General features: G+C 57.5%; 27 protein-coding genes and 1 pseudogene. 12 read left to right on the forward strand and 16 right to left on the reverse strand.

Going from position 1 to position 25,765, the window contains the following annotated elements; genetic code table 11:
* Nucleotides 1-195: 195 nt before the first annotated feature.
* From G565_RS0113880 to G565_RS26090, 5 genes are all read right to left on the reverse strand, one after another.
* On the reverse strand, nucleotides 196-885 hold the full coding sequence (locus G565_RS0113880; protein WP_028671454.1) for a response regulator: 690 nt from the start codon (nucleotides 883-885) through the stop codon (nucleotides 196-198).
* Entirely contained in the window at nucleotides 882-1,607 is a 726-nt protein-coding gene (locus tag G565_RS24215; protein WP_028671455.1) for a sensor histidine kinase, read from the reverse strand. The genes G565_RS0113880 and G565_RS24215 overlap by 4 nt, the downstream gene beginning before the upstream one ends.
* 194 nt (nucleotides 1,608-1,801) lie before the next feature.
* Nucleotides 1,802-2,101, reverse strand: coding sequence for a DUF4118 domain-containing protein (locus tag G565_RS0113890; protein WP_028671456.1), 300 nt, complete (start codon nucleotides 2,099-2,101; stop codon nucleotides 1,802-1,804).
* A 20-nt stretch (nucleotides 2,102-2,121) separates the two neighbouring features.
* Complete coding sequence (locus G565_RS24220; RefSeq protein ID WP_051207920.1) at nucleotides 2,122-3,174, reverse strand: TrkH family potassium uptake protein; 1,053 nt, start codon at nucleotides 3,172-3,174, stop codon at nucleotides 2,122-2,124.
* A gap of 47 nt (nucleotides 3,175-3,221) precedes the next feature.
* On the reverse strand, nucleotides 3,222-3,572 hold the full coding sequence (locus tag G565_RS26090) for a hypothetical protein (protein WP_051207922.1): 351 nt from the start codon (nucleotides 3,570-3,572) through the stop codon (nucleotides 3,222-3,224).
* A 152-nt stretch (nucleotides 3,573-3,724) separates the two neighbouring features.
* Here G565_RS26090 and G565_RS0113900 point away from each other — a divergent pair, with 152 nt between their 5' ends.
* Nucleotides 3,725-3,961: a hypothetical protein gene (locus G565_RS0113900; RefSeq protein ID WP_028671457.1), complete on the forward strand. Its 237-nt coding sequence runs from the start codon at nucleotides 3,725-3,727 to the stop codon at nucleotides 3,959-3,961.
* Here the strand turns inward: G565_RS0113900 and G565_RS0113905 are convergent.
* Both G565_RS0113905 and G565_RS0113910 read right to left on the reverse strand, forming a co-directional pair.
* Nucleotides 3,939-5,399: a DHA2 family efflux MFS transporter permease subunit gene (locus G565_RS0113905; protein WP_051207924.1), complete on the reverse strand. Its 1,461-nt coding sequence runs from the start codon at nucleotides 5,397-5,399 to the stop codon at nucleotides 3,939-3,941. The genes G565_RS0113900 and G565_RS0113905 overlap by 23 nt on opposite strands.
* A gap of 10 nt (nucleotides 5,400-5,409) precedes the next feature.
* Complete coding sequence (locus G565_RS0113910; protein ID WP_028671459.1) at nucleotides 5,410-5,910, reverse strand: MarR family transcriptional regulator; 501 nt, start codon at nucleotides 5,908-5,910, stop codon at nucleotides 5,410-5,412.
* 277 nt (nucleotides 5,911-6,187) lie between these two features.
* On the opposite strand from G565_RS0113910, the gene G565_RS0113915 reads away from it, so the two are divergent.
* The 5 genes from G565_RS0113915 (at nucleotide 6,188) to G565_RS0113935 (ending at nucleotide 12,437) form a co-directional block, all read left to right on the forward strand.
* On the forward strand, nucleotides 6,188-7,207 hold the full coding sequence (locus G565_RS0113915) for a sugar ABC transporter substrate-binding protein (RefSeq protein ID WP_028671460.1): 1,020 nt from the start codon (nucleotides 6,188-6,190) through the stop codon (nucleotides 7,205-7,207).
* Between the two features lie 81 nt (nucleotides 7,208-7,288).
* Nucleotides 7,289-8,404 (forward strand): ABC transporter permease, encoded by a 1,116-nt coding sequence (locus G565_RS0113920; RefSeq protein WP_051207926.1) that lies wholly within the window; start codon nucleotides 7,289-7,291, stop codon nucleotides 8,402-8,404.
* Nucleotides 8,401-9,177, forward strand: a complete 777-nt coding sequence (locus tag G565_RS0113925) for an ATP-binding cassette domain-containing protein (RefSeq protein ID WP_037339328.1) — start codon at nucleotides 8,401-8,403, stop codon at nucleotides 9,175-9,177. Before G565_RS0113920 ends, G565_RS0113925 begins: the two co-directional genes overlap by 4 nt.
* Nucleotides 9,178-9,211: 34 nt before the next feature.
* Nucleotides 9,212-10,135 (forward strand): substrate-binding domain-containing protein, encoded by a 924-nt coding sequence (locus tag G565_RS0113930; protein WP_028671463.1) that lies wholly within the window; start codon nucleotides 9,212-9,214, stop codon nucleotides 10,133-10,135.
* Between the two features lie 154 nt (nucleotides 10,136-10,289).
* A complete protein-coding gene (locus tag G565_RS0113935) occupies nucleotides 10,290-12,437 on the forward strand; it encodes a 3-hydroxybutyrate oligomer hydrolase family protein (protein WP_028671464.1) in 2,148 nt (715 codons plus the stop codon).
* Nucleotides 12,438-12,487: 50 nt separating this feature from the next.
* On the opposite strand, the gene G565_RS0113940 is transcribed toward G565_RS0113935, so the two are convergent.
* Both G565_RS0113940 and G565_RS0113945 read right to left on the reverse strand, forming a co-directional pair.
* Nucleotides 12,488-13,033: a hypothetical protein gene (locus G565_RS0113940; protein WP_028671465.1), complete on the reverse strand. Its 546-nt coding sequence runs from the start codon at nucleotides 13,031-13,033 to the stop codon at nucleotides 12,488-12,490.
* A 181-nt stretch (nucleotides 13,034-13,214) separates the two neighbouring features.
* Nucleotides 13,215-13,547, reverse strand: a complete 333-nt coding sequence (locus G565_RS0113945; protein WP_028671466.1) for an HU family DNA-binding protein — start codon at nucleotides 13,545-13,547, stop codon at nucleotides 13,215-13,217.
* Nucleotides 13,548-14,220: 673 nt separating this feature from the next.
* Between G565_RS0113945 and G565_RS0113950 the strand changes: the two genes are divergently transcribed.
* Nucleotides 14,221-15,525: an HD-GYP domain-containing protein gene (locus G565_RS0113950; RefSeq protein WP_084649396.1), complete on the forward strand. Its 1,305-nt coding sequence runs from the start codon at nucleotides 14,221-14,223 to the stop codon at nucleotides 15,523-15,525.
* A gap of 194 nt (nucleotides 15,526-15,719) precedes the next feature.
* On the opposite strand, the gene G565_RS0113955 is transcribed toward G565_RS0113950, so the two are convergent.
* The 3 genes from G565_RS0113955 to G565_RS0113965 all read right to left on the reverse strand — a co-directional run bounded on the left by G565_RS0113955 (nucleotide 15,720) and on the right by G565_RS0113965 (nucleotide 18,424).
* The gene (locus G565_RS0113955) at nucleotides 15,720-16,046 is read right to left on the reverse strand and encodes a DUF3301 domain-containing protein (RefSeq protein WP_051207930.1); all 327 of its coding nucleotides are present in this window, start codon (nucleotides 16,044-16,046) and stop codon (nucleotides 15,720-15,722) included.
* A 69-nt stretch (nucleotides 16,047-16,115) separates the two neighbouring features.
* Complete coding sequence (locus G565_RS0113960; protein ID WP_028671469.1) at nucleotides 16,116-16,802, reverse strand: response regulator; 687 nt, start codon at nucleotides 16,800-16,802, stop codon at nucleotides 16,116-16,118.
* Complete coding sequence (locus G565_RS0113965; protein WP_028671470.1) at nucleotides 16,799-18,424, reverse strand: ATP-binding protein; 1,626 nt, start codon at nucleotides 18,422-18,424, stop codon at nucleotides 16,799-16,801. Before G565_RS0113965 ends, G565_RS0113960 begins: the two co-directional genes overlap by 4 nt.
* Before the next feature lie 295 nt (nucleotides 18,425-18,719).
* Between G565_RS0113965 and G565_RS0113970 the strand changes: the two genes are divergently transcribed.
* The 4 genes from G565_RS0113970 to G565_RS0113990 all read left to right on the forward strand — a co-directional run bounded on the left by G565_RS0113970 (nucleotide 18,720) and on the right by G565_RS0113990 (nucleotide 22,086).
* Nucleotides 18,720-19,697: a Bug family tripartite tricarboxylate transporter substrate binding protein gene (locus G565_RS0113970; protein WP_028671471.1), complete on the forward strand. Its 978-nt coding sequence runs from the start codon at nucleotides 18,720-18,722 to the stop codon at nucleotides 19,695-19,697.
* Complete coding sequence (locus G565_RS0113975; RefSeq protein WP_028671472.1) at nucleotides 19,694-20,140, forward strand: tripartite tricarboxylate transporter TctB family protein; 447 nt, start codon at nucleotides 19,694-19,696, stop codon at nucleotides 20,138-20,140. Before G565_RS0113970 ends, G565_RS0113975 begins: the two co-directional genes overlap by 4 nt.
* Entirely contained in the window at nucleotides 20,140-21,666 is a 1,527-nt protein-coding gene (locus G565_RS0113980; RefSeq protein ID WP_028671473.1) for a tripartite tricarboxylate transporter permease, read from the forward strand. Before G565_RS0113975 ends, G565_RS0113980 begins: the two co-directional genes overlap by 1 nt.
* Nucleotides 21,667-21,891: 225 nt before the next feature.
* Nucleotides 21,892-22,086 carry a (2Fe-2S)-binding protein gene (locus tag G565_RS0113990; RefSeq protein ID WP_028671474.1) on the forward strand — a complete coding sequence of 65 codons (195 nt, stop codon included), beginning with the start codon at nucleotides 21,892-21,894 and terminating at the stop codon, nucleotides 22,084-22,086.
* A gap of 242 nt (nucleotides 22,087-22,328) precedes the next feature.
* On the opposite strand, the gene trhA is transcribed toward G565_RS0113990, so the two are convergent.
* A complete protein-coding gene (gene trhA, locus G565_RS0113995) occupies nucleotides 22,329-22,979 on the reverse strand; it encodes a PAQR family membrane homeostasis protein TrhA (protein WP_028671475.1) in 651 nt (216 codons plus the stop codon).
* Between the two features lie 294 nt (nucleotides 22,980-23,273).
* Between trhA and G565_RS24225 the strand changes: the two genes are divergently transcribed.
* The gene (locus G565_RS24225; protein WP_037339334.1) at nucleotides 23,274-24,233 is read left to right on the forward strand and encodes a carbohydrate kinase family protein; all 960 of its coding nucleotides are present in this window, start codon (nucleotides 23,274-23,276) and stop codon (nucleotides 24,231-24,233) included.
* 241 nt (nucleotides 24,234-24,474) lie between these two features.
* On the opposite strand, the gene G565_RS27010 is transcribed toward G565_RS24225, so the two are convergent.
* The 3 genes and pseudogenes from G565_RS27010 to G565_RS24230 all read right to left on the reverse strand — a co-directional run.
* Nucleotides 24,475-24,660 (reverse strand): tyrosine-type recombinase/integrase, encoded by a 186-nt coding sequence (locus G565_RS27010; RefSeq protein WP_169579657.1) that lies wholly within the window; start codon nucleotides 24,658-24,660, stop codon nucleotides 24,475-24,477.
* A gap of 170 nt (nucleotides 24,661-24,830) precedes the next feature.
* Nucleotides 24,831-25,112 (reverse strand): annotated as a pseudogene (locus G565_RS27490) (site-specific integrase); the annotation flags it as partial.
* Between the two features lie 341 nt (nucleotides 25,113-25,453).
* The coding region (locus tag G565_RS24230; RefSeq protein WP_157600090.1) for an IS66 family transposase at nucleotides 25,454-25,765 on the reverse strand (312 nt) is incomplete at its 5' end.

Consider the following 25,765-nt stretch of genomic DNA (forward strand, 5'->3'; position numbering starts at 1 on the left):
ATATACCGTTTCGGCGGACAGGGTCTTTCCTTTAGGACAAAATGATACGAAGGCCGGGTGGTTTTGGGTTTGGCCAGCAGGCGCTACTGTACTGTAACAGACTAAATGTCCTTACCAGCGAGCCGTCAGGCGGCCAGATTATCCGGTTTCATTGCAAAGGTAGGCTATTGGTCTTCAAGTCGACCGGAGAACGGCTTATCGTCTGTCCAGAAACCGGTAGCCGATGCCGGGTTCGGTTTCCAGATAATCCGGATTGGCGGCATCGTCACCCAGTTTTATCCGTAACTGGCGAACCACATTGCGCAAATATTGGCTGTCGTCTTTGTGGCTGCGCCCCCAGATCTTCTCCAGCAGACTGCTCTGGGTAATCAGACGACCGGGTGACTGCACAAGATGCTGCATGACCGCCCACTCCTTGCGGGTCAGGCTGATGGGTTGGTTATCCAGAGTTATTTCATGGCGGTCCGGGTTGATGGTCAGTCGGGCATCTGAATACACCTTTGTAGCCTGCTCCTCCCGGGTACCGGAGCGTGAGGCAAGAATGCGCCGTACCCGGGCCAATAACTCGTTAACACTGAAAGGTTTGACCACATAGTCTTCAGCGCCCATGTCCAGTGCCGCGACTTTTTCCATTTCCGACGAGCGAACGGATAAGACCAGCACCGGTTGTTGACTCTGGGCCATCAACTGGCGCAACACCTCCTTGCCATCCAGATCGGGCAGCCCCAGATCCAGAATAACCAGATCCGGCTGCCCCAGAACAGCCTGTGCCAAGCCCTGAGCGCCAGTTTCCGCCTCAACCACATCGTATCCCTGAGACGCCAGGCTAATGCGCAAAAAGCGACGGATCTGAGCTTCATCGTCAATGATCAGAATTCGGTTCATTGTTGTGGGGCTTCCTGATGGGGCCGGTTTGCGGAATCTGCTCCGGCGGGTGCCTGCGGAAGCGCCAGCCGCAAGCAGAGCGTAAATCCTTCGGGAGGGTCAACAAAAGCCGCTTCGCCGCCGTGTACTCGCATCATCCCCCGGCAAATGGTCAGCCCGAGGCCGGAACCGGTCGAATAGCGGTCACCCCGGCTGAACGAATAAAATTGTCCGAATACGGCGTCCCATTGATCGCGCGGCAAGCCAGGGCCCTGGTCGAGTACATCCAGCCAGACGGTGGTGGCATCGGCGCCGGTGCGAACGGCAACCCAGCCGTCTGGTCCCGATGCTTTGAGCGCGTTGTCGAGCGCGTTAAACAGCGCTTGTTCAACCAGGGCCGCATGCACCCAGACAGAGGGCACTTCTCCGCTGGGATAAAAGCTGACCCGGGGTGACGGCCGTGCAGCGGCCAGGCGCCGAAACACCACGTGGTACAACTCATCCAGGGATATCCACTGGCGATTGAGCGTCAGTTCACCCTGACCCAGCCGGGTCATGTCGAGCAGGTTCTGAATGTACTGCTCCAGGCGCTCACTTTCGAGAATGATGGAGTTCAGTAATTCCTCGCGGTCGTGGTCATTCAGGTCAGCCTGAAGGTCTCGCAATGATGTGGCCGCGCCCATCATGGTGACCAGTGGGGTTTTCAGGTCGTGCGAGACTGATGATAACAGCGCATTACGCAAAGCCTCCTCGTCTGCACGGCGTTCTGCGGCTTTGCGTTGTTGCCGGGCCTCGCGCCGTTCCTGAACCGCTAGCCACTGCTCACCGAGCGCGCGTACCAGCGATTGCCAGCCCTCGGGCAGGTTTTGAGTCAGGTCCGGGTCACTGCTCAGCCCCCGGGCACCGGTTAACGGATCGATAGTGTCGGGGGTCAGTGTCAGCGCCCGGTCATCAATGCGAATATGACGTATAAGGCCGCGGCGACGATTTCCTCAGGCTCGTGCATTTCCAGACTGAACACCGGCTGCGTAAAGGCATAGTTGAATAACAACAGGCCCAGGCCAGCACTGGTCAGCACGCCCCGCCAGTCGGTCAGCAGGGCACTGAGCACCACGGCCATCAGGTACAACAGCAACAAGGTGGTGTGAGCCAGCCAGGGCAGAGGCAGCAACCCGAGGCCGGTAATGCCCAGCGGCACCAGCACATTGCACAGCGGCCACAGCCAGGCCTGTTTCATCGAGAGTCTCCGCTTTCCCATTACCAGCGCCAGAACGCGGGCGTGAATAAAATCAGCAACGCCATATATTCAAGCCTGCCCAGCAGCATGGCAAGGCACAAAATGGCCTTGGCGGTATCGGGCAATGTGGAAAAGTTTCCGGCCGGTCCAATGATGTCTCCAAAGCCTGGGCCGAAGTTCATCAGCGCCGTAAGCGCGGCCGATCCTGCGGTTACCACATCAAGGCCAGTAAGTGTCAGCGCGATCGAAAACAGCAGCAGGCTCATGAGCATGACGAAGAGGTACGCCAGCGATGCCACCAGAACGCCTTCACCCACCGGACGATGGTTATAGGTGCGCTGAAAATGGCCGGACGGGTGTAGGGATTTGAACAGGTTCTCGCGCAGTAACAGCCCCAGTAATTGAAAGCGAAACAACTTGGTGCCCCCGGATGTTGAGCCCGAGCAAGCGCCACTGAACATCAAAAACACAAACAGCATCAGTGAAAAGCTACCCCAGAGCGTATAGTCCTCAGTGGCATAGCCGGTGGTGGTGACGACTGAGGTAATGTTGAATACCGCGTGCGTCAACGCAACGAAAAAGGACTCGCTGGAGCCGGTCAACAGGCGATGTATGGTCATTGCCAGAGCGGTACCGGCAATCAACTTGAACAACAATTGCACCTGGGCGTCGCGTGCGATGTGCCAGGAGCGGTCGTGCAACGACTGCACATACAACAAAAATGGTAAACCGCCCAGCAGCATGAAGCCACTGCCTGCCCAAATCAGCGCCGGGGTATGGAACTGACCGAACGACGCATCCGAGGTTGAATAGCCACCGGTGGCGAGGCTGGTCAGGGCATGGTTCAGGGCATTGAAACCCGTCATTCCCAACGCCCAGAATAACCCGACCGCCAGTGCCGTAAGCAGCATGTAGACCAAGCCAATTTGAGAGGCCACGGTTCGCACCCGGGTATTCTGGATGTCGGACCATTCCGAACTTTCCGTTTTAAACAGCCGCATGCCACCGACTTTCAGGAATGGCAGTACGGCAACGGCCATCAGAATGATGCCGATGCCGCCGACCCACTGCATCAGCGAGCGCCACAGAATCAGAGTGCGGGGGCCTTCGTCCAGCCCGGTCAGAACCGTAGAGCAGTAGTGGTAACGCCTGAGACACTCTCGAACAGCGCATCAATAAAACTGATCTCCGGCCAGCCAAGGTACAGGGGCAAAGCGCCGGTCAGGCACAGCAAGCCCCAGTTAACAGCAGTGACGAGGAACATCGGCTTTGCCTTCATACGAATCGAGGGCCCCCGGGAAAGCAGCAGGCAAACTACGGCCACGGCCAGACACACCAGTGCACTGAGCACCATGGCACGGACTTCCTGCGCTGTTGACCAGTCGGCCAACAGTACGGTCAGACCCATCAGGCACCCCCAGATCAGCATGATGAAGGTGGCTATTTTCAGGGCGGGTTTGACGTTTTTCACAGTGTGTATCCGGCAGTCAAGGTGACACCGGTAAGGGTAAGGATTGCCCTATAACAAAGCTGTAACGCGACCTCGCGCCGCGTAAGAAAACCATAAGGTTTTGCATTAAGTCGTGCGCTGCCATGCCGGTCCAGTCTGCTCAGGAACACAGGTTGTGGAGGGATGATGGCGCAGATCGCAGTGCCCAGATGTGGCGCTCAACGCACAGTCTGCAAACAACCGAAACCTGGAGTGAAGGTCAGCAGATCGACCGGGTGGAAGACACCATCGACCGGGAGCAACTGGATGACCTCGCGCACCAGGTAGAGGTACGGCGCGAGGACAAAGACGATCAAAGTCCGTCGCCTGATCGTTCAGGCGTTAACGTCACGCATTGGTGGCGTCATTGACCGTGTTTTGTGCTTGGCGGCGCTCACGCAACACGTGATGGCGTAACCAGAAGGTTGTCGCCAGACCCAGCAGCCCCAGCCCAAACGCGAACCAGAATGCCAGATGAATGCCGGCGGCGATGGCGGCGGGTGCATCCGGGTTGGAGAACAGGGCGGCGCGGCCACTGAGCACGGTGATCAGCAGGGCGGTGCCGATGGACGCGCCGACCATGCGCAGGGTGTTGTTCATGGCCGCTGCGTGAGCGATCAGGGGTATCGGCAGCGAATTGATGCCGGCGGTGATCAGCGGCATCATCAGCAGGGTTGCGCCCAGCATTTGCGAGATGGAAGCGGCGACGATCCAGGCCGGGTGCACGCTGTCAGGCACGGTCGCCAGAATGAACATGGCCAGAGAGAGCAACACGAACCCGCTGATGGCCAGCACCTGAATGCCGAAGCGGTCGAACAGACGACCCGCCAGCGGTGAGACAATGCCCATCATGACGGCGCCCGGCAGCAGAATCAGGCCCGCATCAAGGGCGCTCATGCCCCGCACACTCTGCACATAGAGTGGAATCATCGTCTGGGTGCCGATGAGCAAGGTAAACACCAGAACCGATAAGAACGTGGTGACGGTAAAGGTGTGGGAGTGAAACACCTTGAAGTCCAGCAACGGTTGTTCAAGGCTTTGTTGGCGGTGAATAAAAGCCGCCAGTGACATTGCGCCCACCAGTAAACTGACCAGCACACTGGCACTGCCCCAGCCAGCCGAACCGGCCATACTGAACCCGAACAATAAGCCGCCCCAGCCAAAACTCGACATGATCACCGACAGGGAATCGATTTTGCTGGCGCGCTGGCGGGTCACGTTCTTCATGAACAACAGTGCCGCCAGAATCACCAGAGCGGCAATCGGCAGAATCAGCACGAACAGATAGCGCCAGGAAAACTGATCCACAACCCAGCCGGATAACGCCGGGCCAATGGCCGGGGCAAACGCCACCACCAGGCCAACCAGGCCCATCGCTGCGCCACGCTTTTCAATCGGGAACATGATCATCATCAGCGTCTGGATCATCGGCATGATGATGCCCGCGGCCGCGCCCTGAATGATCCGCGCGATCAGCAGCATGGTGAACGTCTGCGCAACCGCGCCAAGCAGGGTGCCCAGGGTGAAAATGACCAGGGCGGCAAGGTACAGCGTGCGGCTTGAGTACTTATCCATCAGCGCGGCGGTGATCGGAATCAGCAGGCCACTGGCGAGCATAAAGGCGGTGGTGACCCACTGCGCCAGACTGGCGTTGGCTTCAAAGTCCTGCATGATCGGCGGAATAGCGACCAACATCAGTGTCTGGTTAAGCACCGATACAAAGGCACCGGCGATCAGGATGACGACGATCACTGTCCGGTTGTAGTCAGGAATGCTGTCTGTGGGTGTCTGTGTCGCGTGAGCAGTCATGAGTGTCCATTCATTCTGTTGTTTCAGTGCGTCGGTCGGGTTCGGTCGCAGGCGTCTGAACCGGGTTGCCCGTCGCACTGAGTTTACTGGCCAGTCGATCGATCACCGACAGACAGATGTCGATGTCATTCGGCTCAATGCCATCGAAAATGTCTTCACGCACACTTTCCACCACGGCTTTGATCCGTTCCAGTGAGGGTTTGGCACCGGGTGTCAGGTGAATCGTCTTGCAGCGTTTATCGCCATTGATAGAGCGGCGCTCGACCAGTTGTTCAGTCTCCAGCCAATCCAGGGTACGCACCAGTGTTGGCCCCTGAACGCCCACCAGATCGGCCAATTCTTTTTGTCGCATCGGCGCATCGGCTTTGTGCAGCGTCAACAATAGGCGCCAGCGTGCCTCGGTGAGCCCGTGTGGTGACAGGCGACGGTCGACCTCGGCGCGCCACAGTCGGGCAATTTGCCCGAGGCGGTAACCCAGTCGTTCCCGGTTGTGTTTCAGGTCGTCGGTCATCAGTTGCAGTGTCAGACAATGGACCAGTAATGATACGAGTTTTTAGATAGATAGCTACCTATCTATTGCAACGAAGCGTTACACCGACAGGAGTCCGACAGACTCCTAGGGTTTGGCCACTGTATTTCAATTGTTTCAGTGCGTACTGCCTGCCTGAAATATTTCATTAGTGTGCGTCCGTAGAGTGAGTGAACAGGGCATGGCCAACGCCATGGTTGACCGGACTACCGGCCCCTGATGATCACTCCCTGAACAACAACAAAAGGCAGGACACCCCATGAACGCAGCTCTCAAAACACTCACCGTCGCACTCGGCTTAAGCGTCGCGTCTGGCGCTGCATTGGCCGATGACATTCTGGTCGGCCTGATCACCAAAACCAACACCAACCCCTTCTTCGTCAAAATGAAAGAAGGTGCCGAAGCTCAGGCTGCCCAGCACGGCAACGTTGAGCTGCGCTCGTTCGCTGGTCGGTTCGATGGTGATAATGACTCCCAGGTGCAGGCCATCGAAAACCTGATCTCCGCTGGGGCCAAAGGCATTCTGATTACCCCGAACGATTCCGAAGCCATTGTACCGGCGGTGCAGCAAGCCCGGGACGCCGGCATCGTGGTGATCGCGCTGGATACACCGCTGTCTCCAGCAACCTCGGCCGACGCCACCTTTGCCACCGATAATTTCAAGGCCGGTGAATTGATCGGCCAGTGGGCCCGCGCCAAAGCCGGGAATCCGGACGATGCCAAAATTGCCTTGCTGGATCTGAACTCCTCTGAAATCTCAGTCGATGTGGCCCGTAACCAGGGCTTTTTGCAGGGTTTTGGTATTGATCTGAACGACCCGCAAGACATCGGCGATGAAGATGACGACCGCATTGTCGGCAACGACGTGACCCAGGGCTCCGAAGAAGGCGGTCGCCGGGCGATGGAAAACCTGATGCAGCGCGACCCGAGCGTCAACCTGGTGTACACCATCAATGAACCGGCCGCCGCCGGGGCTTATGAAGCCTTGAAAGCCGTTGGCCTGACTGACCAGGTGAACATTGTGTCGGTCGATGGCGGTTGCCCGGGCGTTGAAAACGTCGCCGCCGGTGTGATTGGCGCCACCTCGATGCAGTTCCCGCTGAAAATGGCCTCGCTGGGTGTAGACGCCATTGTCACCTACGCCGAAACCGGTGTGAAACCGGGCGCGACTCCGGGGCTCGATTTCTTCAACACCGGCGTCACTCTGGTGACCGACCAACCGGTTGACGGCATCGACTCAATCTCGTCCGCAGAAGCACTGGATCAGTGCTGGGGCTGATGCCGGCTGGCGCAGCATTCATGAAATGAACCGCGCAGGTCGCGCCGTCGTCAATAGGCGGTGCGGCCACCGGGAGGCGTTATGACTGAACACACAACACAGGGCTCCCAGCCACCGAATCATTCTACTGGCCAACCCCGAAACTCGACCGACCATGAACGGGTGGCCGAGTCGGTGGGTGGCTCCATGGCGATGCGCAGCGCCGAAGTGCTGGACTGGCCCCGCCGCATCCACCGCTTCTTTCACGCCAACCCAACCGCCGCGCCAGCGATTGTGCTGATCGCCGCGGTGCTGGCGTTCTCCTTTATCGCCGGAGACCGCTTCCTGACGCCCTTTAACCTTTCGTTGGTGCTACAACAGGTCACCATCATCGGTGCCCTGGGCGTCGGCCAGACGCTGATCATCATGACCATGGGCATCGACCTGAGCGTGGGTGCCATCATGGTTCTGTCGAGCGTGGTCATGGGGCGGCTGGCGGTGGATTTTGGCTTGCCACCGTCTATGGCATTGCTATTGGGCCTGGTTTGCGGCGCGGCCTGCGGAGCCATCAACGGCACCCTGGTGACGCGCATCAAACTGCCGCCCTTTATCGTGACACTGGGCACCTGGAACATCTTTTTCTCGTTGAACCTCTGGTACTCCAACAGCCAGACTATTCGTTCACAGGACATCGAATCGATCGCGCCGCTGCTGCAGTGGGCCGGGAACTCCTTCACCTTGTTTGGTGCGCGAATAACCTTCGGCTCGCTGATGATGATCGCCCTGGTTGGGGCGGTCTGGTACGCCCTGAACTGGACGGCCTGGGGCCGCCACGTCTACGCCACCGGCGACGACAAAGACGCCGCCGAACTGGCCGGTATCCGTACCCAGCGTGTGCTGATGTCGGTCTACATCGTCGCCGGGGTGATCTGTGGTCTGGCCGCCTGGCTTATGATCGGCCGCATTGGTTCAGTCAGCCCTCAGGTCGGCACCATGTCGAACCTCGACAGCATTACCGCGGTGGTGATCGGTGGTACGTCGCTGTTCGGCGGGCGTGGCTCGATCGTTGGCACTCTGATCGGCGCGCTGGTCGTGGGCATATTCCGCAATGGTCTGGCACTGGCCGGGGTCGATGTGCTCTGGCAGGAATTCACCGTCGGCTTGCTGATTTTGGTGGCCGTGGGCATTGATCAATGGATACGGAGGGCTTCCGCATGAGTCAGCAAACCCCGGTTTTACAGGCTAAAGGCCTGGTTAAACGCTTCGGTCGGGTGACCGCACTCGACGGAGCCGACTTCGAACTCTACCCCGGCGAAGTGCTGGCGGTGATCGGCGATAACGGCGCGGGCAAGTCTTCGCTGATCAAGGCGCTCTCCGGTGCCCTGGTTCCGGATGCCGGAGAGATCCGCATGAAGGGGGAGGTCGTGCAGTTCAAGAACCCGATGCACGCGCGCAGCCTGGGCATCGAAACCGTCTACCAGACACTGGCGGTCTCGCCGGCGCTGGGCATCGCCGACAACCTCTTTCTCGGCCGCGAACTGCGTAAACCGGGCATACTGGGGTCGGTGTTTCGCATGCTCGACAAAGCCGAGATGCGCCGTCAGGCGACCGAACAGTTGACCCAGTTGGGCCTGCTGACCATCCAGAACATCAACCAGGCGGTGGAAACTCTGTCTGGCGGGCAGCGCCAGGGCGTGGCGGTGGCACGATCGGCCGCTTTCGGAAGCCAGGTGGTGATTCTCGATGAGCCGACGGCGGCGCTGGGCGTGAAAGAATCGCGCCGGGTACTGAACCTGATTCGCGATGTGCGCGATCGGGGTTTGCCCGTGGTGCTGATCAGCCATAACATGCCGCATGTGTTTGAGGTGGCCGATCGCATTCACATTCACCGCCTCGGCAAGCGCGCGGCCATTATTAAACCGGATACCCACAGCATGTCTGATGCGGTGGCGATCATGACCGGTGCAGTAGAGGCCGACACCGCCGCCTGAACGGTGCCCACGGATCCGCATTGAGGAGAAATCGATGAAACGCACGCTGGCAGTGGTGCTGAGCCTCGCAGGACTTTGGCTGGCGAGCGTCTCGATAGTCAGGGCCGACACCCTTCGGGTGGGTGTCAGCCTGGCGGATCTGGGCAACCCTTTTTTCTATGCCCTGGCGCAGCACCTGCAGGATGCCGCCAACGACCAGTCGACGCTGCCGGTCAGCATGACGGTGGTCTCCAGCGCTTATGATCTGCAGCGACAGCAGGCGCAGATTCAGCAATTCATTGATGACCGGGTCGATATCATTCTGCTGTCGGCCGCCGATTCCACGGGCATTGAACCCTCGATTCACCAGGCACGCCAGGCGGGCATTACCGTCACGGCAGTTGATATCGACGCCCAGGGTGCCGACCTGAGTGTCACTACCGACAACGTTCAGGCTGGCATGGTGGCCTGTCGGTATCTGGCCGAGCGCATGGGCGGGACGGGTGACCTGGGCATTATTAACGGGGCCAGTGTGTCCTCGGTTACAGACCGGGTTGCTGGCTGCCGGGCAGTACTGCAGGATTATCCCGACATTCGATTGGTCAGCGACCGGTTCAATGCCGGGGGCACCTTCGGCGGCGGCCTGGAAGCGATGACCTTTTTGCTGAGCCAGCACCCCGCCATAAACGGCGTGTTCGCCATCAACGACCCGAGCGCACTGGGTGCTGCCGAAGCGGCCACCCTGGCGGGGCGCGATGACATACTGATTACCTCGGTCGATGGCTCCGATGACCTGCTGGCTGCACTGGCCAGCGACCACCCAAATCTGATCGGCACCGCCGCCCAATCACCCGAAGAGATGGCGCGGCGAGCTATTGAAGTGAGTCTTGCACACCGTGAGAACCCGCTACAAAGCCCGCAGAGCATTCGAATTCCCACGCATATGATTACCCGGGATTCCCCTACCCGGTTACCCTGACGCAGGGCCCTGCCTGCGCCATCCTCCCAAAGAACGGCATTCCCGGCCCATAAATCGGTTTACAGTATGAAAACATGAATACTGATTCATGTTTTCTGTTCTGGTGTATTGAACAGCAACCGGAAACGACGACCAACCGATGGGAATCCTCAGCATGAAAACAACAATGAAAGGTCTGAGCCTGATCGCTGCCAGTGGCTTGCTGGTAGCATTGGGAGGATGCAACGATGACAGCAAGTCCCCGCCGCCCGACACGGCTCATCCGCCGGCACAGAATACGCTGCCAGCAGCCATCAGCGGCACGGTAATACAGCGCCATTACGACGGCGTCAGCAATGACCTGCTCACCGCCGGGCTGGGTGCTGATGGTCTGGGCAGTGGCACGGCCCCTGCCTTTGCCGACGCGCAGAATCCGACCAGCGATGAGCTGCGCAAACGCGCCATTCATGGCAATTACCGCGCCCTGGTACCCACAGCAGCTGGCAGTGGCTACGGCGAATTCTTTGGGCCGACGGTGGGAACGAGCAGCACCACGGGCATGATCGGCGGTGACGAGTGGTTGGCCCAGGCTAACCTGGCCAGTGGCACCCGGGTTACGGTCATGGTGCAGGTGCCGGACGGGTTCGACCCCGACAATGCGTGCATGGTAACCGCCCCCAGCTCTGGCTCCCGTGGCATTTACGGCGCCATCGGCACGGCGGGAGAATGGGGCCTCAAGCGCGGTTGCGCCGTGGTCTATACCGACAAAGGCACGGGCACAGGCGCGCATAACCTGACGGATAACCGAACCCAGAACCTCGAAGGTCAGTTGGTTTCCGCCAGCGATACCGATGCCCTGTTCCAGGCGGATCTGACCGACCAGGAACGGACGGATTTTCTGGCCGACACGCCCAATCGCTTCGCATTCAAACACGCCCACTCAGAGCAAAACCCGGAAGCGAGCTGGGGCGCCAGTGTTCTGGAGTCAGTGCGATTCGGTTTTTACGTCCTCAATGAGTTGCATGGCGAACAGAACGACGACAATGCAACACTGCTGACCCTGAAACCCGATAATACGCTGGTCATTGCCTCCAGTGTGTCCAATGGCGGCGGCGCTTCGGTACTGGCGGCCGAGCAGGACAGCGAAGGCCTGATCGACGGCATTGCCGTCTCGGAGCCCAACGTAAACCCGGTCGCGAGCGACAGCTTCAGCATTCAACAGGGCAGTGCGACCGCGCTCACCGGCCACAGCCGCAGCCTGCTCGATTACACCACGGCGCTGGCGGTGTATCAGGGTTGCGCTAACCTGGCGCCCAGTATTCGCGATAGCGCGCCGTTGAACGATTTTTTCAACGACTTCGACATCAACGAAAACACCTGCTCGGCGCTCGCCGCCAAGGGCCTGGTTAATGGGGCGGATGTTGATGCCCGGGCAGAACATGCGTTGTCGATCCTGAACGATGAATTTGCCTTTCAGGCTGAGCAGAATCTGGTGCAGCCCGGTAACTATGGCATCAATGTGCCGCAAGGCATTGCCGTGACCTATGCTAACGCCTATGGCCAGTTCAGCGTTGCGGATAACCTGTGCGGCTTTAGCTTCAGTGCACACAGCGCCAACGAGCCTGTCCCATTGGCCGAAGCCGCAGAAAGAGCCCTGTTCTCAAGCAGCAACGGCATTCCGCCAACCGGGGGTGTTGATGTTATTTATAACGATGCCGACGGTGTGCCCACCCAGATGAAAGCAGCCACCTCACCCAGCAGCGGCCTGCAGGATTTCGCACTGGATGGCTTTCTGTGTCTGCGCGGCCTGGCAACCGGAGTTGATCCGCTGACCGGCGATGACCTGACCGGTAACGCCCTGGCGCAATCGCAACAGGTACAGGCAGGTATTGAAGCGGTGCGGGCAACCGGGAATTTGCAGGGTAAGCCCACCGTCTTTGTGACCCCGCGCAACGATCAGATTCTGCCCATCAACCATACGTCGCGCCCCTACGTTGGGCTGAATAAAGTGGTTGAAGGCAGCGCCAGCAAGTTGCATTACTACGAGGTGTTGAACGCCCAGCATCTGGATATTCTGAATGACTTTGCCGGCTACAATGAGCGCTACATCCCGATGCATCATTACTTGTTCGAGGCATTGGATCTGATGTATGCCCACCTCAGCGAAGGCACGGACTTGCCGCCGAGTCAGGTGATCAGAACCACGCCTCGAGGTGCCGGTGCGCCTGCGATCAGTGCTGCAAACTTGCCGGACATCGCGACCGACCCGGCCAATGCCGACCGCATTGAATTCGCCGCATCGGTCTTGTCCATTCCGGACTGATCAGCCGATATTGCCCCGGCTTTCCGCCAACCTGGCGGGCGGGGCAGTGCTCACCCCTGAGGTCGAAGCTCCCAGGCGCGCTGCACGGTTTCGAGCTGGTCGTTGTCCTGCAGCAGGGAGAAGAAAGACTGGTTGGGCATCTCCAGTTCACCGAGATGCGCCCGGTCCCAGTCGACCCAGGTCAGACCTTTGCTGATCTGGTGCGCATGGTGCGTACCTTCCTCGAAGCCGTAGCTGCTCATGCCATCTTGAGTAATTTGGGTAATGCCGCGTACTTCCAGACGGCCCAGTGTCAGTTGGTTGCCCGATTCCATGACCACCACAAAATCACCGGCGCGCATTTGCAGCAGCGACCACAACAGCGAAGGCACACCGCTAAGTGAGCTGGCAGTCTCAGTCCAGCGTTTATCGCGCGCATAGGCGAGGTTGCCACGCACCTGCACCAGCGTCTTGAACTGACGTTCCCAGCCGGGTTTGTCTTTCAGGTATTTTTCCAGGGAACCGATTTCGGCCCACCCGAGGGCGACGCATTGACGGCGTTTCAGTTCATCGTAACTGCAATGCACGCTAGAGGTGATTAACCACCAGAGATTCATAGGCGTGATCCGTGAGTTGTTTTTATTGTTGCCAGGTAAAAAACAGCCAACCTGATTCTCTGTGGAAACCATGCACCTATCTGGGATTTGATGCAATAACAACCTGTCAAAGCGAGCGGCAGGCATGCAAAAACGCCCGGCTAACCGGGCGTTGAGTCAAAGCGTTGGCGCTGAGTTTGGCTCAGGCGGTGGTCATGTCTTTCAGCTTTTTCAGCGGGCGAACTTTTACCGCTGTGCTGGCGGGTTTGGCCGCGATCATGATTTCTTCACCGGTGAAAGGGTTCACACCCGGGCGTGCTTTGCGTGCTGGCTTTTTGACCGACTGAATTTTCATAAGACCAGGCAATACGAACTCGCCGCAAGCGCGCTTTTTCAGGTGGCGTTCCATCAGATCAGACAACTCATCCAACACAGCTTGTACGTCTTTTTTGGTCAGCTCTGTGTTTTCGGCAATTTCGGTGACGATCTGAGTTTTGGTGTAACGGTCTTTGATGGCAGTGGTTTTTTTAGCCATGAATGCATCCTGATAGTGGTTGGAAAAGGTGATCAATACATAATCAATACATAGGTGTCATTAAAGCCGAGGCTCACCGAGCCCTTGGCTGGTGCAAGACTTTAGCGCATTGCCGGGTCATTGAATACGTCGGAAGTGGCTGTTTTTACCGGTTTTTTGCCTGTTAATCGAAGTCGGGAAGCAAAAAAACCATTATTTGGCTAAGGCATGTTTCGCGGGCCATCGATGATTCGAGTTGGGCGGCCAGCCCGGTCGCGATGTGATCAGTCCAATCCGGCTTTCGTGAAGCCGACTGTGACCGGTGATCGGGACCGGGCTGGCCATGCGTCGACTGTCGATTAGACACAGCCTGTTGTCGAGTATTTTTTGGCACAAACCCCTGCTACTTTAGTCGGATTGTTGACGGCACTGCCCCTGCACGTGAACCTCAGGTTACATACCCGGACTGTTTTCCGGGATAATCACTGCTATTCTTAAAAACAGTTTCCGGGTGGCCATAAACCCGGTAAAAGGGAGGGCAATTCGGCTCGATCCTAATCCAGGTGTCTGATAGACCCCTTGAGTCGGTCTGGCCGGAATGAAGCAATACCCGTTTTATGGAGAGTGCAAACACTATGCGTGCTGCGTTAACCCGTGCGTTTTACCTAGGGTTGTATGACGAGCCTTGTTGGTCATGAAAATGCCGTCACGACCCATCACACAGGATGTCGAGCCCTTGTGGGAACATCAGGCGAAGATACACCCGGCTGAATTGATGATCGGGCATTTTGTGGCGCGCATGGATTGTGACTGGAGTGAGTCGCCCTTTCTGATGCAGGGCGTGATGATTGAATCCCCCGACAACAAAGCCTGGTTTGAGCATCATTGTGCCTGGGTCGTGGCTGACCTGAAACGCAGCTTACGCAAAACCCTGGCGCCGCGTCGCCCCCCGTCAATCAGCCCGGGCAAGCCACTGACCGCATCGCTGAATGTATCGGCCGCCGCCTCCAACGCAAAACACCCGATCAATCGATTGCGCCACACCCGGGTCACTCAGCCGGCGATGAAAGCTGCCCTGCGCGGTTACGTCGGGCTTGATCAACAGGCCCGGCGGTTGATTCACACCATTACCCGTGGCGGGCCGCTCGATGTGACCGCCGCTAAGAGTGCGGTCACGGCGCTGGCTACCACACTCGACAACAACCTCTCGGCCCTGGTCTGGCTGACGCGCATTAAGCAGCAAGACAACTACACCGCCCAGCATTGCATCAACGTGGCTATTCTGGCGATGGGTCTGGCGCGTGCGCTGGAATGGGAAGACAAAGACGTTGAACACGCAGGTTTGGCGGGGTTGCTGCACGATCTGGGTAAAATGCGGGTCGATAACGACATACTGAACAAACCCGGTCGGCTGACTCCGGAAGAGTTTGACCACCTGAAACGGCATTCACAGCTGGGTTACGACCTGCTTAAAACCGACAAAGACGTACCAACGGACGTCGCCGCCGCCGTGCTCGACCACCACGAGCGCCCGGACGGCCGCGGTTACCCCAATGGTAAGAAAGCAGGGGAGTACGGCGCTATGGCTGCTTTGGTGGCCGTGGTTGATGCCTACGATGCCATTACCTCCCACCGGATATACGATGCCGCTCGCTCACATCACGAAGCGCTGAGCATTCTCTGGCAACAACGCGAAACCCAGTTTGAAGGCACGGTCGTCGAAGCGTTTATTCAGTTCATGGGCTGGGTGACACCGGGCACGCTGGTGCGCATGACTGACGACACCATTGCCGTGGTGCTTCAAGCCCGAATGGGCCAGCGGTTGTTGCCGGTGGTGCAGATACTGATCGCCAATGACGCTGGCTATCAGCTCGGGCCGCGAGTCGACCTGGCCAAACTGACCGCCGATGAAAACACCGTGCCGCTGCGCATTTCAAAAGTACTGCCAGACGGTGCCGAAGGTGTCGACTTGCAGAGTCTTTCGCTGAGCATGTTGTAGCGGGTCAAGTTTCGGACTTTGCACCATTTGAGCGGCGGATGCCGGTGATGTCTATGCGGGGAAGTCCGCAGCAGGGATGCTGCGGTCTAGGCTCCATGGACGGATTTACGTCGGCCCCGCATAGGTATCACCGGTAGCCGCCGCGGACCAAAGCCAATGATAAGAACTCCGAAACTTGAATTGGCCGTGATTGCTTAATGCAACACCTTGTCCTCAACATAGGGTTGCCAGTGCACGGATTCCAGCCGCCGCCCGCGCAGGATTACCCAGCCTAGAAAGCGCCGGTCGCCCACCGTACTGAATTCAAATTGATACATACGCTGAAAAGCGAACAGGGTGTCTGTAGAGCGGGCGAGCCTCATGCGGTGCAAGTAAATGCTGTCGTCGAGCATTTGTACGCCTTCTTTTTTGGCGGACCGGCGGGCATGAAAGAGGGCGATCTGGCGCAAGCCGAGGTGGTGCCAGATCCAGGCGCCGGCGATGATCACGAACAACAGGATCAGTAGGGATTTGCCGTCCACGTCGGGTCTCTTCTGGTGAGGATGTGGCCTTAAGTATACGGCATCGTCTTCTGTGTTGCTCAGCTCACTCTAACCGTCCAGATGGCGGTAGCGACGTTCCGGTCGTCCGACCGTGCCATAGTTGACCTCGGCGCTGAGCTCACCGGTACTGACCATAAATTCCAGGTAGCGCCGCGCCGTCGTGCGCGACGCCCCAATGCGCTGACCCACGGCGTCGGCACTCCAGTCGCCGGTTTCCACCACCTGCCGGATCTTATCCAGCGTCAGCGCGTCGATGCCTTTGGGCAACCGCACCGGCTCATCGGCGGGCGTTTCGGCGTGACCCCGGGGCAGCAACAGGTCCACCTCTTTCTGAGCGACGTTGTGCAGACTGTCGAGCGTGTTCAGGTGCGCCCGGAAATGATTCAGCGCTTCTTCAAGACGTTCGTACACCAGCGGTTTCAGTATGTAATCGAACACCCCGCCATGCAGCGCGCTGCGCACCGTGTTGACCTCGCGCGCCGCGGTGATAAGGATAATGTCGGTGGAACTGTCTCCGGCACGCAGTTCACGCAGCAGTTCCAGGCCGTTGCCATCGGGGAAATGAACATCGAGCAACACCAGATCTGGTTGAAGCACGTCGATCTGGTCGCGGGCATCGGCCAGAGTGTGAGCAATGCCGACCAGCTCTATGGCGTCCATTCGTTCGATAAACCGGCGCTGGATTTCAGCCACCTGGCGGTCGTCTTCGGCAATCAAGAGCCTGAGTGTTCTCATGATTCGGCTCCGGTCGGGTTGAGCGGCAGTTTAGGCAAGTAGAGTGTAAACCGGCTGCCGCCAGTTGCCAGATTTTCAACGGTGATCGAACCGCCCCAGCGTTCTACAAACTGGCGCACCAGGTACAAACCAAAGCCGTGACCGCTGTCGGTTTTGCTGGTCACGCCTTTGTCGAACATCCGCGCTTCTTCTTCGGCGCTGATGCCTGGCCCCTGGTCTTCCACTTCAAAAATCAGGTCCAGCCCAAGGTCGGTCATGCTCAGTTGCACCTGGCCGCCTTCCCCCTGGTGACGGCGTGTGGCTTCGAGCGCATTGTCGATCAGGTTGCCGAGCGCACTGACTAACTGATCTCTCGGCAACTGGTCCGGTACATCGGCCATGTGACTGTCCGGGTCGATCACCAGTGTCTGCCCCATTTCCCGGGCCCGGTTGTATTTACCCAGAATGCAGCCGGCCAATACCGGGTCTGGTACGGCATCGAGCAGCAGGTGAATCAGGGTTTGGTGGTCGTTCACCTCGCTGCCTATGAGCGCCATGGCTTCATCGGCAGCGCCGATCTGAATCAGCCCGGCGATGGTGTGCAATTTATTCGAGTACTCGTGAGTCTGGCTGCGCAGGGTGTCGGCGTATTGCTGAATGCGGGTCAACTGCCGGCTGACCTGGTCGAGTTCATCGCGTAACCGAAAGCTCGACACCACGCCGATGATGATATTGCCCTGTTTCACCGGGAGCCGGTTAACGATCATATGCCGGCCTTGAAGCCAGATCTCCTGGTCGAACTCGGGCTCACCCCGTTCGAGTGCTGCCATGAGTCCGCTATCTGGCAAGATGTCGGCAATGGGACGCCCCGTCAGTGGTTTGTCTGCTTCCAGGCCCAGGCTATCGACCGCAGTGCGGTTGATGGTGGTGATAACCCCCTCTCGATTGACCGCGATGATGCCCTCGCGCACCGACTGCAAGGTCGCATTCTGCTCCTCAAACAATCGTGCGATTTGCTCCGGCTCCAGGCCGAAAATCGCTCTTTTGAACCGGCCGGCAATAAAGATGGCCACCGAGACACTGCCGACCAGCATCAGCGCCATCACCAGATAGAGCACAATGTTGTAGCGAGCAATGGTCGAGCGTACCTGATCCAGCGAATACCCCACCGAGACGATGCCGATGATCTCCTCACCGGTCATGTCATAAATGGGTGCCTTGCCGCGCATGGACAGCCCCAGGCTGCCCAGTGCCTTGTTGACATAGCCCTGGCCGTCGATCAGCGCAATTGAGCCGTCGTCGCCATCGTCATCGGCCATCGAAAACCCAAGGCGGTCCGGGTTTGGGTGAGCCAGCCGAATGCTGTTGTGGTCGCCAATGACGATGAACAAGGCATTGTTGGTGTTGGCCAGTTTCCGGCTGAGCTGGTTCAGGGAGTCAACATCGCGGGCCTGAACGCCGCGAATGATATCCGGCGTGGCGGCGATGGTTTTAGCCACATTCAGCGCTCTCTGGCCAATCTGTTCATCGAGTGAGGCGCTCAGGTAATACCAGGCAAAACCGCCGATGAAGCCGGTCTGTATGGCACTGACCAGACCCAGCACCAGAATCATTCGGGTCTTGAGTTTCAGTCGTTTAAACACGTGAAGAGGATCTGCCTGCGTATCTGCATGGTCGCACCCGGCGGGCCGGAGGCTGTCGTTTTTATAGTTTCTGCAGTCTCTGACCACAGTGACTATAGCCTAACCGAGCCACCGCCGTATTTCGCGTGATCTTTATGAACAAAAAGCGATTTAAGTGGTTTAAACGCATTACGACCACAAACTGGTCAGGGAACGGGCGCGCGCCTAGCCTCTGCAACTGAACCCGGTCCACTGACACAGTGTGATTGGGTAATCACAGTAGAAAATACAACAACAAAAGCAGAGGAAGACCATCATGAAATTCAAGCAATCCTTGTCTTTGCTGGCCGCTGCGGCGTTCAGTGTATCCGCTATGGCCTGGGAGCCGAGTGGCCGTGTAGAGTGCATCGCGCCGGCTGATCCGGGCGGCGGTTGGGACTTTACCTGCCGCAGCGTGGGTAATGTTATGGAAGAGCTGGGCATGGTCCCGGGCTCGGTACAAACCACCAACATGGCCGGTGCCGGTGGTGGCGTTGCCTTTGCTCACACCGTGAGCAAGCGGAACGACGACAGCAAGCTACTGGTTGCTGCCTCGACAGCCACCACAACACGCCTGGCTCAACAGCAGTTCCCGGGCATGAACGCGGGCATGGTTAAGTGGGTTGGAGCCCTTGGTGCTGATTACGGCATTATTGCCGTCAGTCAGGATTCCGACTACGAAAACCTGAACGATCTGATGGATGCGGTTAAGGCTGACCCACGCAGCGTTAAATTTGCGGGCGGCAGTGCCAACGGCGGTTGGGATCACCTGAAAGTGCTGATCGCGGCCAAAGCAGCCGGTGCCGGCTCATTGCCAAGCATTCCGTATCTTTCGTACAACAACGGCGGCGAAGCCATGACGCAGGTTATCGGTGGTCATGTTGACGCCTTCACCGGCGACATCTCGGAAGCCACAGGCTTTATCGACTCCGGCGACCTGCGCGTTCTTGCCGTTCTGGCCGAAGAGCGTTTGCCAGGCAAGTTCGGTAACATCCCTACCGCGCGTGAACAGGGTATCGAAGCACTGGGTCCAAACTGGCGTGGTTTTTATATGCCAACCAATGCCGATCCCGAAGCGAAAGAATATTGGGTGAACGCCATTGATGAGCTCTATGCCAGCGATGAATGGAAAGCGGTGATGGCACGCAATGGTCTGATCCCCTTCCACCCACCAGCCGATGAGTTTGAAGCCTTCGTAACACAGCAGGTTGACGACATCGAAACCCTGTCACGTGAAATAGGGTTGCTCAGATGACCTCACTTGGAGACCGCATTCTGGGTCTCGCCCTGTTCGTCCTGGCCGTTACCTACGGCTGGGTCGCGCAGCAGTGGCCGCCGCCGTTTGGCGGCCACGAGGCTGTTGGCCCCGAGACATTCCCCACCATACTGGCTGTAATTCTGGCCGGTTCAAGTCTGTACCTGATGTTCAAGCCCGACCCCGATGCCAACTGGCCTGTTGGCCGTACCGCCGGTGAATTGGTCGCGGCTATGGTCATTCTCGTGCTGTACGCCTTTGTACTGGAGCGGCTCGGGTTTGTGATTGCCACTACATTGGCGGTCGGCTCGCTGTGCTGGCGCATGGGCGCGAAACCGAAAATGGCGTTCCTGATCGGTCTGATCAGTGCGGTGTCGGTATTCCTGTTGTTCAACAACCTACTCGAATTAAGCCTGCCCGGTGGCTTGCTGGAGTTTGACTGATGGAAACCCTGCAATTTCTAATGGAAGGCTTTGCCGTCGCCCTGACGCCCACCAACCTGTTGTTGGCCCTGTGCGGCGCTTTTCTCGGCACCCTGATTGGTGCATTACCGGGCCTCGGCCCAGCCAACGGCGTTGCCATTCTTATTCCGCTGGCGTTCACCCTGGGTCTGCCACCTGAATCTGCGATGATTCTGCTGACCTCGGTGTATGCGGGCGCTATGTACGGCGGTCGGATATCCTCGATCCTGCTGAACATCCCCGGTGATGAACCGGCGATGATGACCTGCCTAGACGGCTACCCCATGGCCAAAAACGGCAAAGCCGCCGAAGCCTTGGCGGTATCTGCCATTGCCTCGTTCATCGGTGGCCTGATCGGCACCATCGGGCTGATTCTGCTGGCGCCCATACTGGCGCGATTTGCGCTGACGTTCGGCCCGGCTGAGTATTTCGCTCTGTTTGTACTCGCGTTTGCGACCCTGGGCGGCATTACCGGCAAAAACCCGATGAAGACGGTGGTGGCCGCCACGCTTGGCATTATGATCTCGACCGTCGGTATCGATATTTCAACCGGCACCCAGCGCTACACCTTTGGTGTACTGGAGCTGTACGAAGGCATCGACTTTATTTTGGCGATTGTCGGCCTCTTTGCGATTTCCGAGTTGCTGCTGTTCATTGAAGAACGTGCCGGCAAAGGCCGGGCGCTGATTCAGGTGGGCAAGCTGAAACTGAGCATGAAAGACATCTACAGCATTCTGCCGACGACCTTCCGGGGCGGCATTCTGGGCTTTGTGGCGGGCGTGTTGCCCGGTGCCGGTGCGTCTCTGGGTAGCTTTATTGCCTACACGCTGGAAAAGAAAGCCCTGGGCAAGAAAGGCCGTTTTGGCGAAGGCGACATGCGTGGCGTAGCCGCCCCTGAAGCCGGCAATAACGGCGCCTCCTCCGGCGCGCTGGTGCCGATGCTGACGCTGGGCGTACCCGGCAGTGGCACCACGGCCGTACTGCTGGCGATGCTGATTTCACTCAACATCACACCCGGCCCGCTGATGTTCACCCAGAACGCCGACATCGTGTGGGGCGTGATTGCCGCCCTGCTGATTGGCAACTTGCTGTTGCTGGTGCTGAACATCCCGATGATTGGCGTGTTCGTGAAGGTCCTCTCGGTGCCGCCGATGTACCTGCTGCCGATGGTGACGATGATTGCGTTCGTGGGCATCTATTCCATTAGCCACAGCACCTTCGACCTCTACTTCATGGTGGCCTTCGGTGTGGCGGGGTACATACTGCGCAAGCTCGAGATGCCGCTGGTGCCGATTATTCTGGGCATGTTGCTCGGCCCCGAAATGGAGAAAAACCTTGGCCACGCCATGATCATCTCCGATGGCAACTGGGGCATTCTCTGGGGTACTCCGCTGGCGGTAGGCCTGTGGCTGGTAGCTGGGCTGGGGTTGATCTTGCCTTACCTGATTGGCCCTATTCTGCGCCACCGCATGCGCAACGCCATTAAAGAAGACGCGGTAAGCGACTGAACACTATTCAGACGTGCTGGTAGCAGTGCTTTTGGGCCGTTGGAGCAATCCGCGGCCTTTTTTTGGCGTTAAAAATGAGGGGGAGGGCCTGAAATACCGTGTCAAAAACCTGGCTACAGGCCCGATACAAAATATTACCACCTGACAGAACATTTCCCTTGTCAATGATAATCCTTCGCATTAGTATTCTGTTAACGATACACAACAGGCACAGAGCAAACCGATATGTACGTATGCTTATGCAAAGGCGTGACCGACAGAGACATTGAAGAACAAGCGATACAGGGCGCTGATTACAGCGACGTGCGTCGTGAGTTGGGTGTCGCGACCGACTGCGGTGCCTGCGGCCAGTTGTGCAAATCCCTGTTGCGCCAATACGAAGCCGACGCCGTCGCCAGTGTAGAATTCAGCGCAGCCTGAGCAGGCTGCGTTTTTTCCTTTCAGTCAAAACCGTCAGAACCCAATCCCTCGTCCCTGCATCACCAATTTTAAGTTCAGAGTTAGATGTGCCTGGTAGGCAATGGCCCGCGACACATACCGGGTGTTCCCCTGTGGGGTCGGCGTAGATCCGTCCATGGAGCCTAGACCGCAGCATCCTTGCTGCGGACTACCCCACAGGGGCACACCCGGCACCTGCCGCTAATCACTTGTGGCAACTTGGGTTACAAAATTACGAAAAACACCACCGAGAAGAAATGCAGCACGCTGCCTGCCAGCACAAACAGATGCCAGATCGCGTGGTTGAACGGCCAACTCTTGCGCACATAGAACACCACGCCCAGCGTATAAGACAGCCCGCCAGCAACCAGCAACCAGAGCCCGGTAGATGGCAAGGCTTCCAGCAGCGGCTTCATGGCCAGCACCACCGACCAGCCCATCACCAGATACAACGCCACCATTAACCCGTGAAAACGGCGCAGTTGGGTCAGGTGGATAACCGTACCAAACAGCGTTAACCCCCAGACCACCCCAAACAATGTCCAGCCCCATGGCCCGCGCAGCGTGACCAGGGTGAAGGGTGTGTAGGTGCCGGCAATGAGGTACAAAATGGCGATGTGGTCGAGCCGCTGCATGATGGCGCGAATTTTCGGGCTCTGAATCGCGTGGTAGAGCGTTGAGGCGCTGTACAGCAGGATCAGCGTTGCGCCAAAAATAGCCGAGCTGACGATCTGCCAGGCATCCCCGTACAGGGATGACAGCACCACCATAATCACCAGCGCCGCGACAGACAGCAACGCACCCAGGCCGTGGGTCAGGCTGTTTGCCCATTCTTCCAGTTTCGAATAACGGGGTAATTCCAATGCTGAAGACACGTGAGACATCCAGTTTAATGACACATAGGTTAAGTATAGTTCGAATTACGCATCTATGATGCGGCTGAACGGTGTCGGTGCAATGACAAAATTGTTATTAAAGCCTGCCAGGCAACAATAATGGCTGCAATGTGAGACCTGTGTCCCTGACTCACGAAATGAACAGCGGGCAGAGTCGCTAAAAGGGTTTATAAAAGGGACCGGGACTGCAACAATAGCCGAAATGTAATAAAACAACATAAATCGCTCCCGGTATGGTAACAAAAAGGAGCCCGACGTTTGAGACCCTGCCCTATGAAGCCCATTCTCTGCTTTGGCGAACTGCTGATCGACTTTCTGAACTTCAACACCGCACACGAAGGGGGCTTCGCCCTGCCAGAGTTCCGCCAATACCCCGGGGGCGCTCCGGCCAACGTAGCCGCCGCGGTCGGCCGATTGGGCGCCGCCGCCCGCTTTGTGGGCCAGGTGGGCGATGACCGGTTCGGTCGGTTCCTGACCGACGCCATGAAACAGCTGAACGTAGACATGAGCTACCTGGGCATCCACCCAACCGCCCACACACCTCTGGCTTATGTATTTCTGGATGACAGCGGCGAACGCAGCTTCGAATTCCTGCGCCACAACTCTGCCGACGTCGTGATGACACCATCCGACCTGCCCAGCAAAGCCTTTGAAGGCGCCGGCATCTTCCACTTCTGCTCCAACACCCTAACCGACGAATACATTGCCGAAACCACCCAGGCCGCCATTACCAAGGCTCGTGCCCAGAACGCCGTCATCAGCTTCGACGTTAACCTGCGCCACAACCTCTGGCCCAACCGCCAGGTAGACCCAGCGATGATCCAACGCTTTCTGCGCATGGCCGACATCATCAAGGTATCCAAAGAAGAAGCCGACTGGATCGAAGCTAACGGCTTCGAGCTAGCCGACTGGCTCACCACCGCCCGGGCCATATTCATTACCGACGGTGCCGAAGCCATTGAGATCGTGACCCCCAAAGGGCAATACCGGGTGAACCCGCCCAAAGTAAAAGCCGTGGACACAACAGCCGGCGGCGACGCCTTCACTGGCGGCCTGCTGTTGGCACTGAACGGCCGTAATTTGGACGCCTTCGACGAGAGCGACTGGGAAGCGGCGACGCGTTTTGCGGCGGCCTGTGGCGCCGTGGCGGTAAGCCGCCCAGGGGCCTTACCTGCTTTACCAGAGTGGGCCGACGTACAAGAAGCCTGGCCCTTCGACGAAGCACCGCTGTAAGCACACACCTCCCAACTCGCCCAGTAGGAGGCCAGTCCCCTGGGCGACAGGAAGCAAAACAAACCACAGACCCCACACACCGTTCACCCTGAGCCTGTCGAAGGGTCTTGGTGAGAGAGGGGGCGCAAACGACACCCCTTGAACCATAAATACTTGCCAACCTCGCAACAGGGTGCCATGGTAATCAAACAACCTGTTTTATACCTTGGTGTGCCCTGTAACCGGCCGGGCGGTAGCGAATCTAATCGACATCCACCGGGCTTATCATTCCCCTTTCATGCAAGCCCACCACATGGGTATAAATCTGAGTTGTCTCCAACGAAGAATGCCCCAGAATTTCCTGAATATTGCGTAAATCAGTCCCTTGGCGTAACAGCTCCGTCGCGAACGAATGACGGAAGGTGTGGCAGGTGATTCGTTTGTTGATGCCGGTTTTACGCGCAGCCCAGAAAGATGAGCAATGACCCGTTTAGCCTCGTCTTGCGATAAAACCGTCGGAAGTTTTCTGGGTTTATTAGCCTGCTGAAAGTCCAGATCGCCAATTTCTTGTTTCAAAAATTCCCTGAAGAGAAAAACCAGGGCATTCAAGGCCGTGCGCTGTGTATTGATCGCTGTAAAGCGCTCTATTGCCAGATGGCTTAAGAAAGGCTCTATATGACTGGGTTGCATTTCATCAGGGCTAGAATAACCGTGAAATTTGATGAACCGTTTTATCCACAGGCAATAGGTTTTCTCAGTTCTGTAAGCCAAACCGCGAGAGCGTATGAGCACCGTAACCCTGTCCATGAAACGAGTTGATGTTGAAGAAACGGGCTTGGGGACATCCATGGCTAAGTTCCTAATTGCAATTAACTGTATAAACATACAGCCATCGGCCATCCATGGTTGAGAATTTGATCACATAACAAGCTTTAGTCGCGACGCTGATATCTGGATATGCCTGGGATATGTGTCGTCTAAGACGCTGATCTCTGAAATCGTCGTCTAAAGCGACGGTTTTTCCAGTTTTGATATGCGCTGTGCAACGAGGTGAATATGCCCATCTAGCCCGTTGTTGCTGGGTCTTAGCGGAATGGTGTGGTAGATTAAAAACTAAAATTATCGAAATCAGCGTCGGAAACGACGATGAATAAACTGTTATATTTGCAAACCAACCACCGTGCAAGCCGAACGAAATCATGAAACGGAGAAATAATAAGTAATGATAAAAATAGACGTAACTATTCAGCGTCCAAACCAGTTTCTCGCAGCTTCACCTGAATAAACTCAGGCCACGTACCTGTAAACAAGCACTCTAAAGCCTCACCGACGCCCACCGAGTGCTTTCTGCAGGTTGATAGATAGCTGCGAATACGGCAATAGATTTCAGCGCCCCTCATTGAACGGAAGCAACCCGATACTTTTTGCTGCACCTTAACCATGCGCAGGTCACGCTCTCCCTGGTTGTTAGTGTAGGGGGCCAATGGATCATCCATAAATCGCAGCACATCATCCTCGTAATCACGCAGCCGCTCTAATAAATTCCTCGACTT

It is taken from the genome of Saccharospirillum impatiens DSM 12546, from assembly GCF_000423605.1.
Classification (GTDB): Bacteria; Pseudomonadota; Gammaproteobacteria; order Pseudomonadales; family Natronospirillaceae; genus Saccharospirillum; species Saccharospirillum impatiens.

Excerpts from the sequence above, each read along its gene's own strand:
- G565_RS0113960 (WP_028671469.1), bottom strand. The coding sequence starts at position 16,802 with ATGAGAACACTCAGGCTCTTGATTGCCGAAGACGACCGCCAGGTGGCT.
- G565_RS0113905 (WP_051207924.1), bottom strand. The coding sequence starts at position 5,399 with ATGACTGCTCACGCGACACAGACACCCACAGACAGCATTCCTGACTAC.
- G565_RS24225 (WP_037339334.1), top strand. The coding sequence starts at position 23,274 with ATGAAGCCCATTCTCTGCTTTGGCGAACTGCTGATCGACTTTCTGAAC.
- G565_RS0113945 (WP_028671466.1), bottom strand. The coding sequence starts at position 13,547 with ATGGCTAAAAAAACCACTGCCATCAAAGACCGTTACACCAAAACTCAG.
- G565_RS0113990 (WP_028671474.1), top strand. The coding sequence starts at position 21,892 with ATGTACGTATGCTTATGCAAAGGCGTGACCGACAGAGACATTGAAGAA.
- G565_RS0113980 (WP_028671473.1), top strand. The coding sequence starts at position 20,140 with ATGGAAACCCTGCAATTTCTAATGGAAGGCTTTGCCGTCGCCCTGACG.
- G565_RS0113940 (WP_028671465.1), bottom strand. The coding sequence starts at position 13,033 with ATGAATCTCTGGTGGTTAATCACCTCTAGCGTGCATTGCAGTTACGAT.
- G565_RS0113950 (WP_084649396.1), top strand. The coding sequence starts at position 14,221 with ATGAAAATGCCGTCACGACCCATCACACAGGATGTCGAGCCCTTGTGG.
- G565_RS24220 (WP_051207920.1), bottom strand. The coding sequence starts at position 3,174 with ATGCAGTGGGTCGGCGGCATCGGCATCATTCTGATGGCCGTTGCCGTA.
- G565_RS0113890 (WP_028671456.1), bottom strand. The coding sequence starts at position 2,101 with ATGAAACAGGCCTGGCTGTGGCCGCTGTGCAATGTGCTGGTGCCGCTG.
- G565_RS0113910 (WP_028671459.1), bottom strand. The coding sequence starts at position 5,910 with ATGACCGACGACCTGAAACACAACCGGGAACGACTGGGTTACCGCCTC.
- G565_RS0113920 (WP_051207926.1), top strand. The coding sequence starts at position 7,289 with ATGACTGAACACACAACACAGGGCTCCCAGCCACCGAATCATTCTACT.
- G565_RS0113925 (WP_037339328.1), top strand. The coding sequence starts at position 8,401 with ATGAGTCAGCAAACCCCGGTTTTACAGGCTAAAGGCCTGGTTAAACGC.
- G565_RS0113915 (WP_028671460.1), top strand. The coding sequence starts at position 6,188 with ATGAACGCAGCTCTCAAAACACTCACCGTCGCACTCGGCTTAAGCGTC.
- G565_RS0113970 (WP_028671471.1), top strand. The coding sequence starts at position 18,720 with ATGAAATTCAAGCAATCCTTGTCTTTGCTGGCCGCTGCGGCGTTCAGT.
- G565_RS0113880 (WP_028671454.1), bottom strand. The coding sequence starts at position 885 with ATGAACCGAATTCTGATCATTGACGATGAAGCTCAGATCCGTCGCTTT.
- G565_RS0113975 (WP_028671472.1), top strand. The coding sequence starts at position 19,694 with ATGACCTCACTTGGAGACCGCATTCTGGGTCTCGCCCTGTTCGTCCTG.
- G565_RS0113935 (WP_028671464.1), top strand. The coding sequence starts at position 10,290 with ATGAAAACAACAATGAAAGGTCTGAGCCTGATCGCTGCCAGTGGCTTG.
- G565_RS0113930 (WP_028671463.1), top strand. The coding sequence starts at position 9,212 with ATGAAACGCACGCTGGCAGTGGTGCTGAGCCTCGCAGGACTTTGGCTG.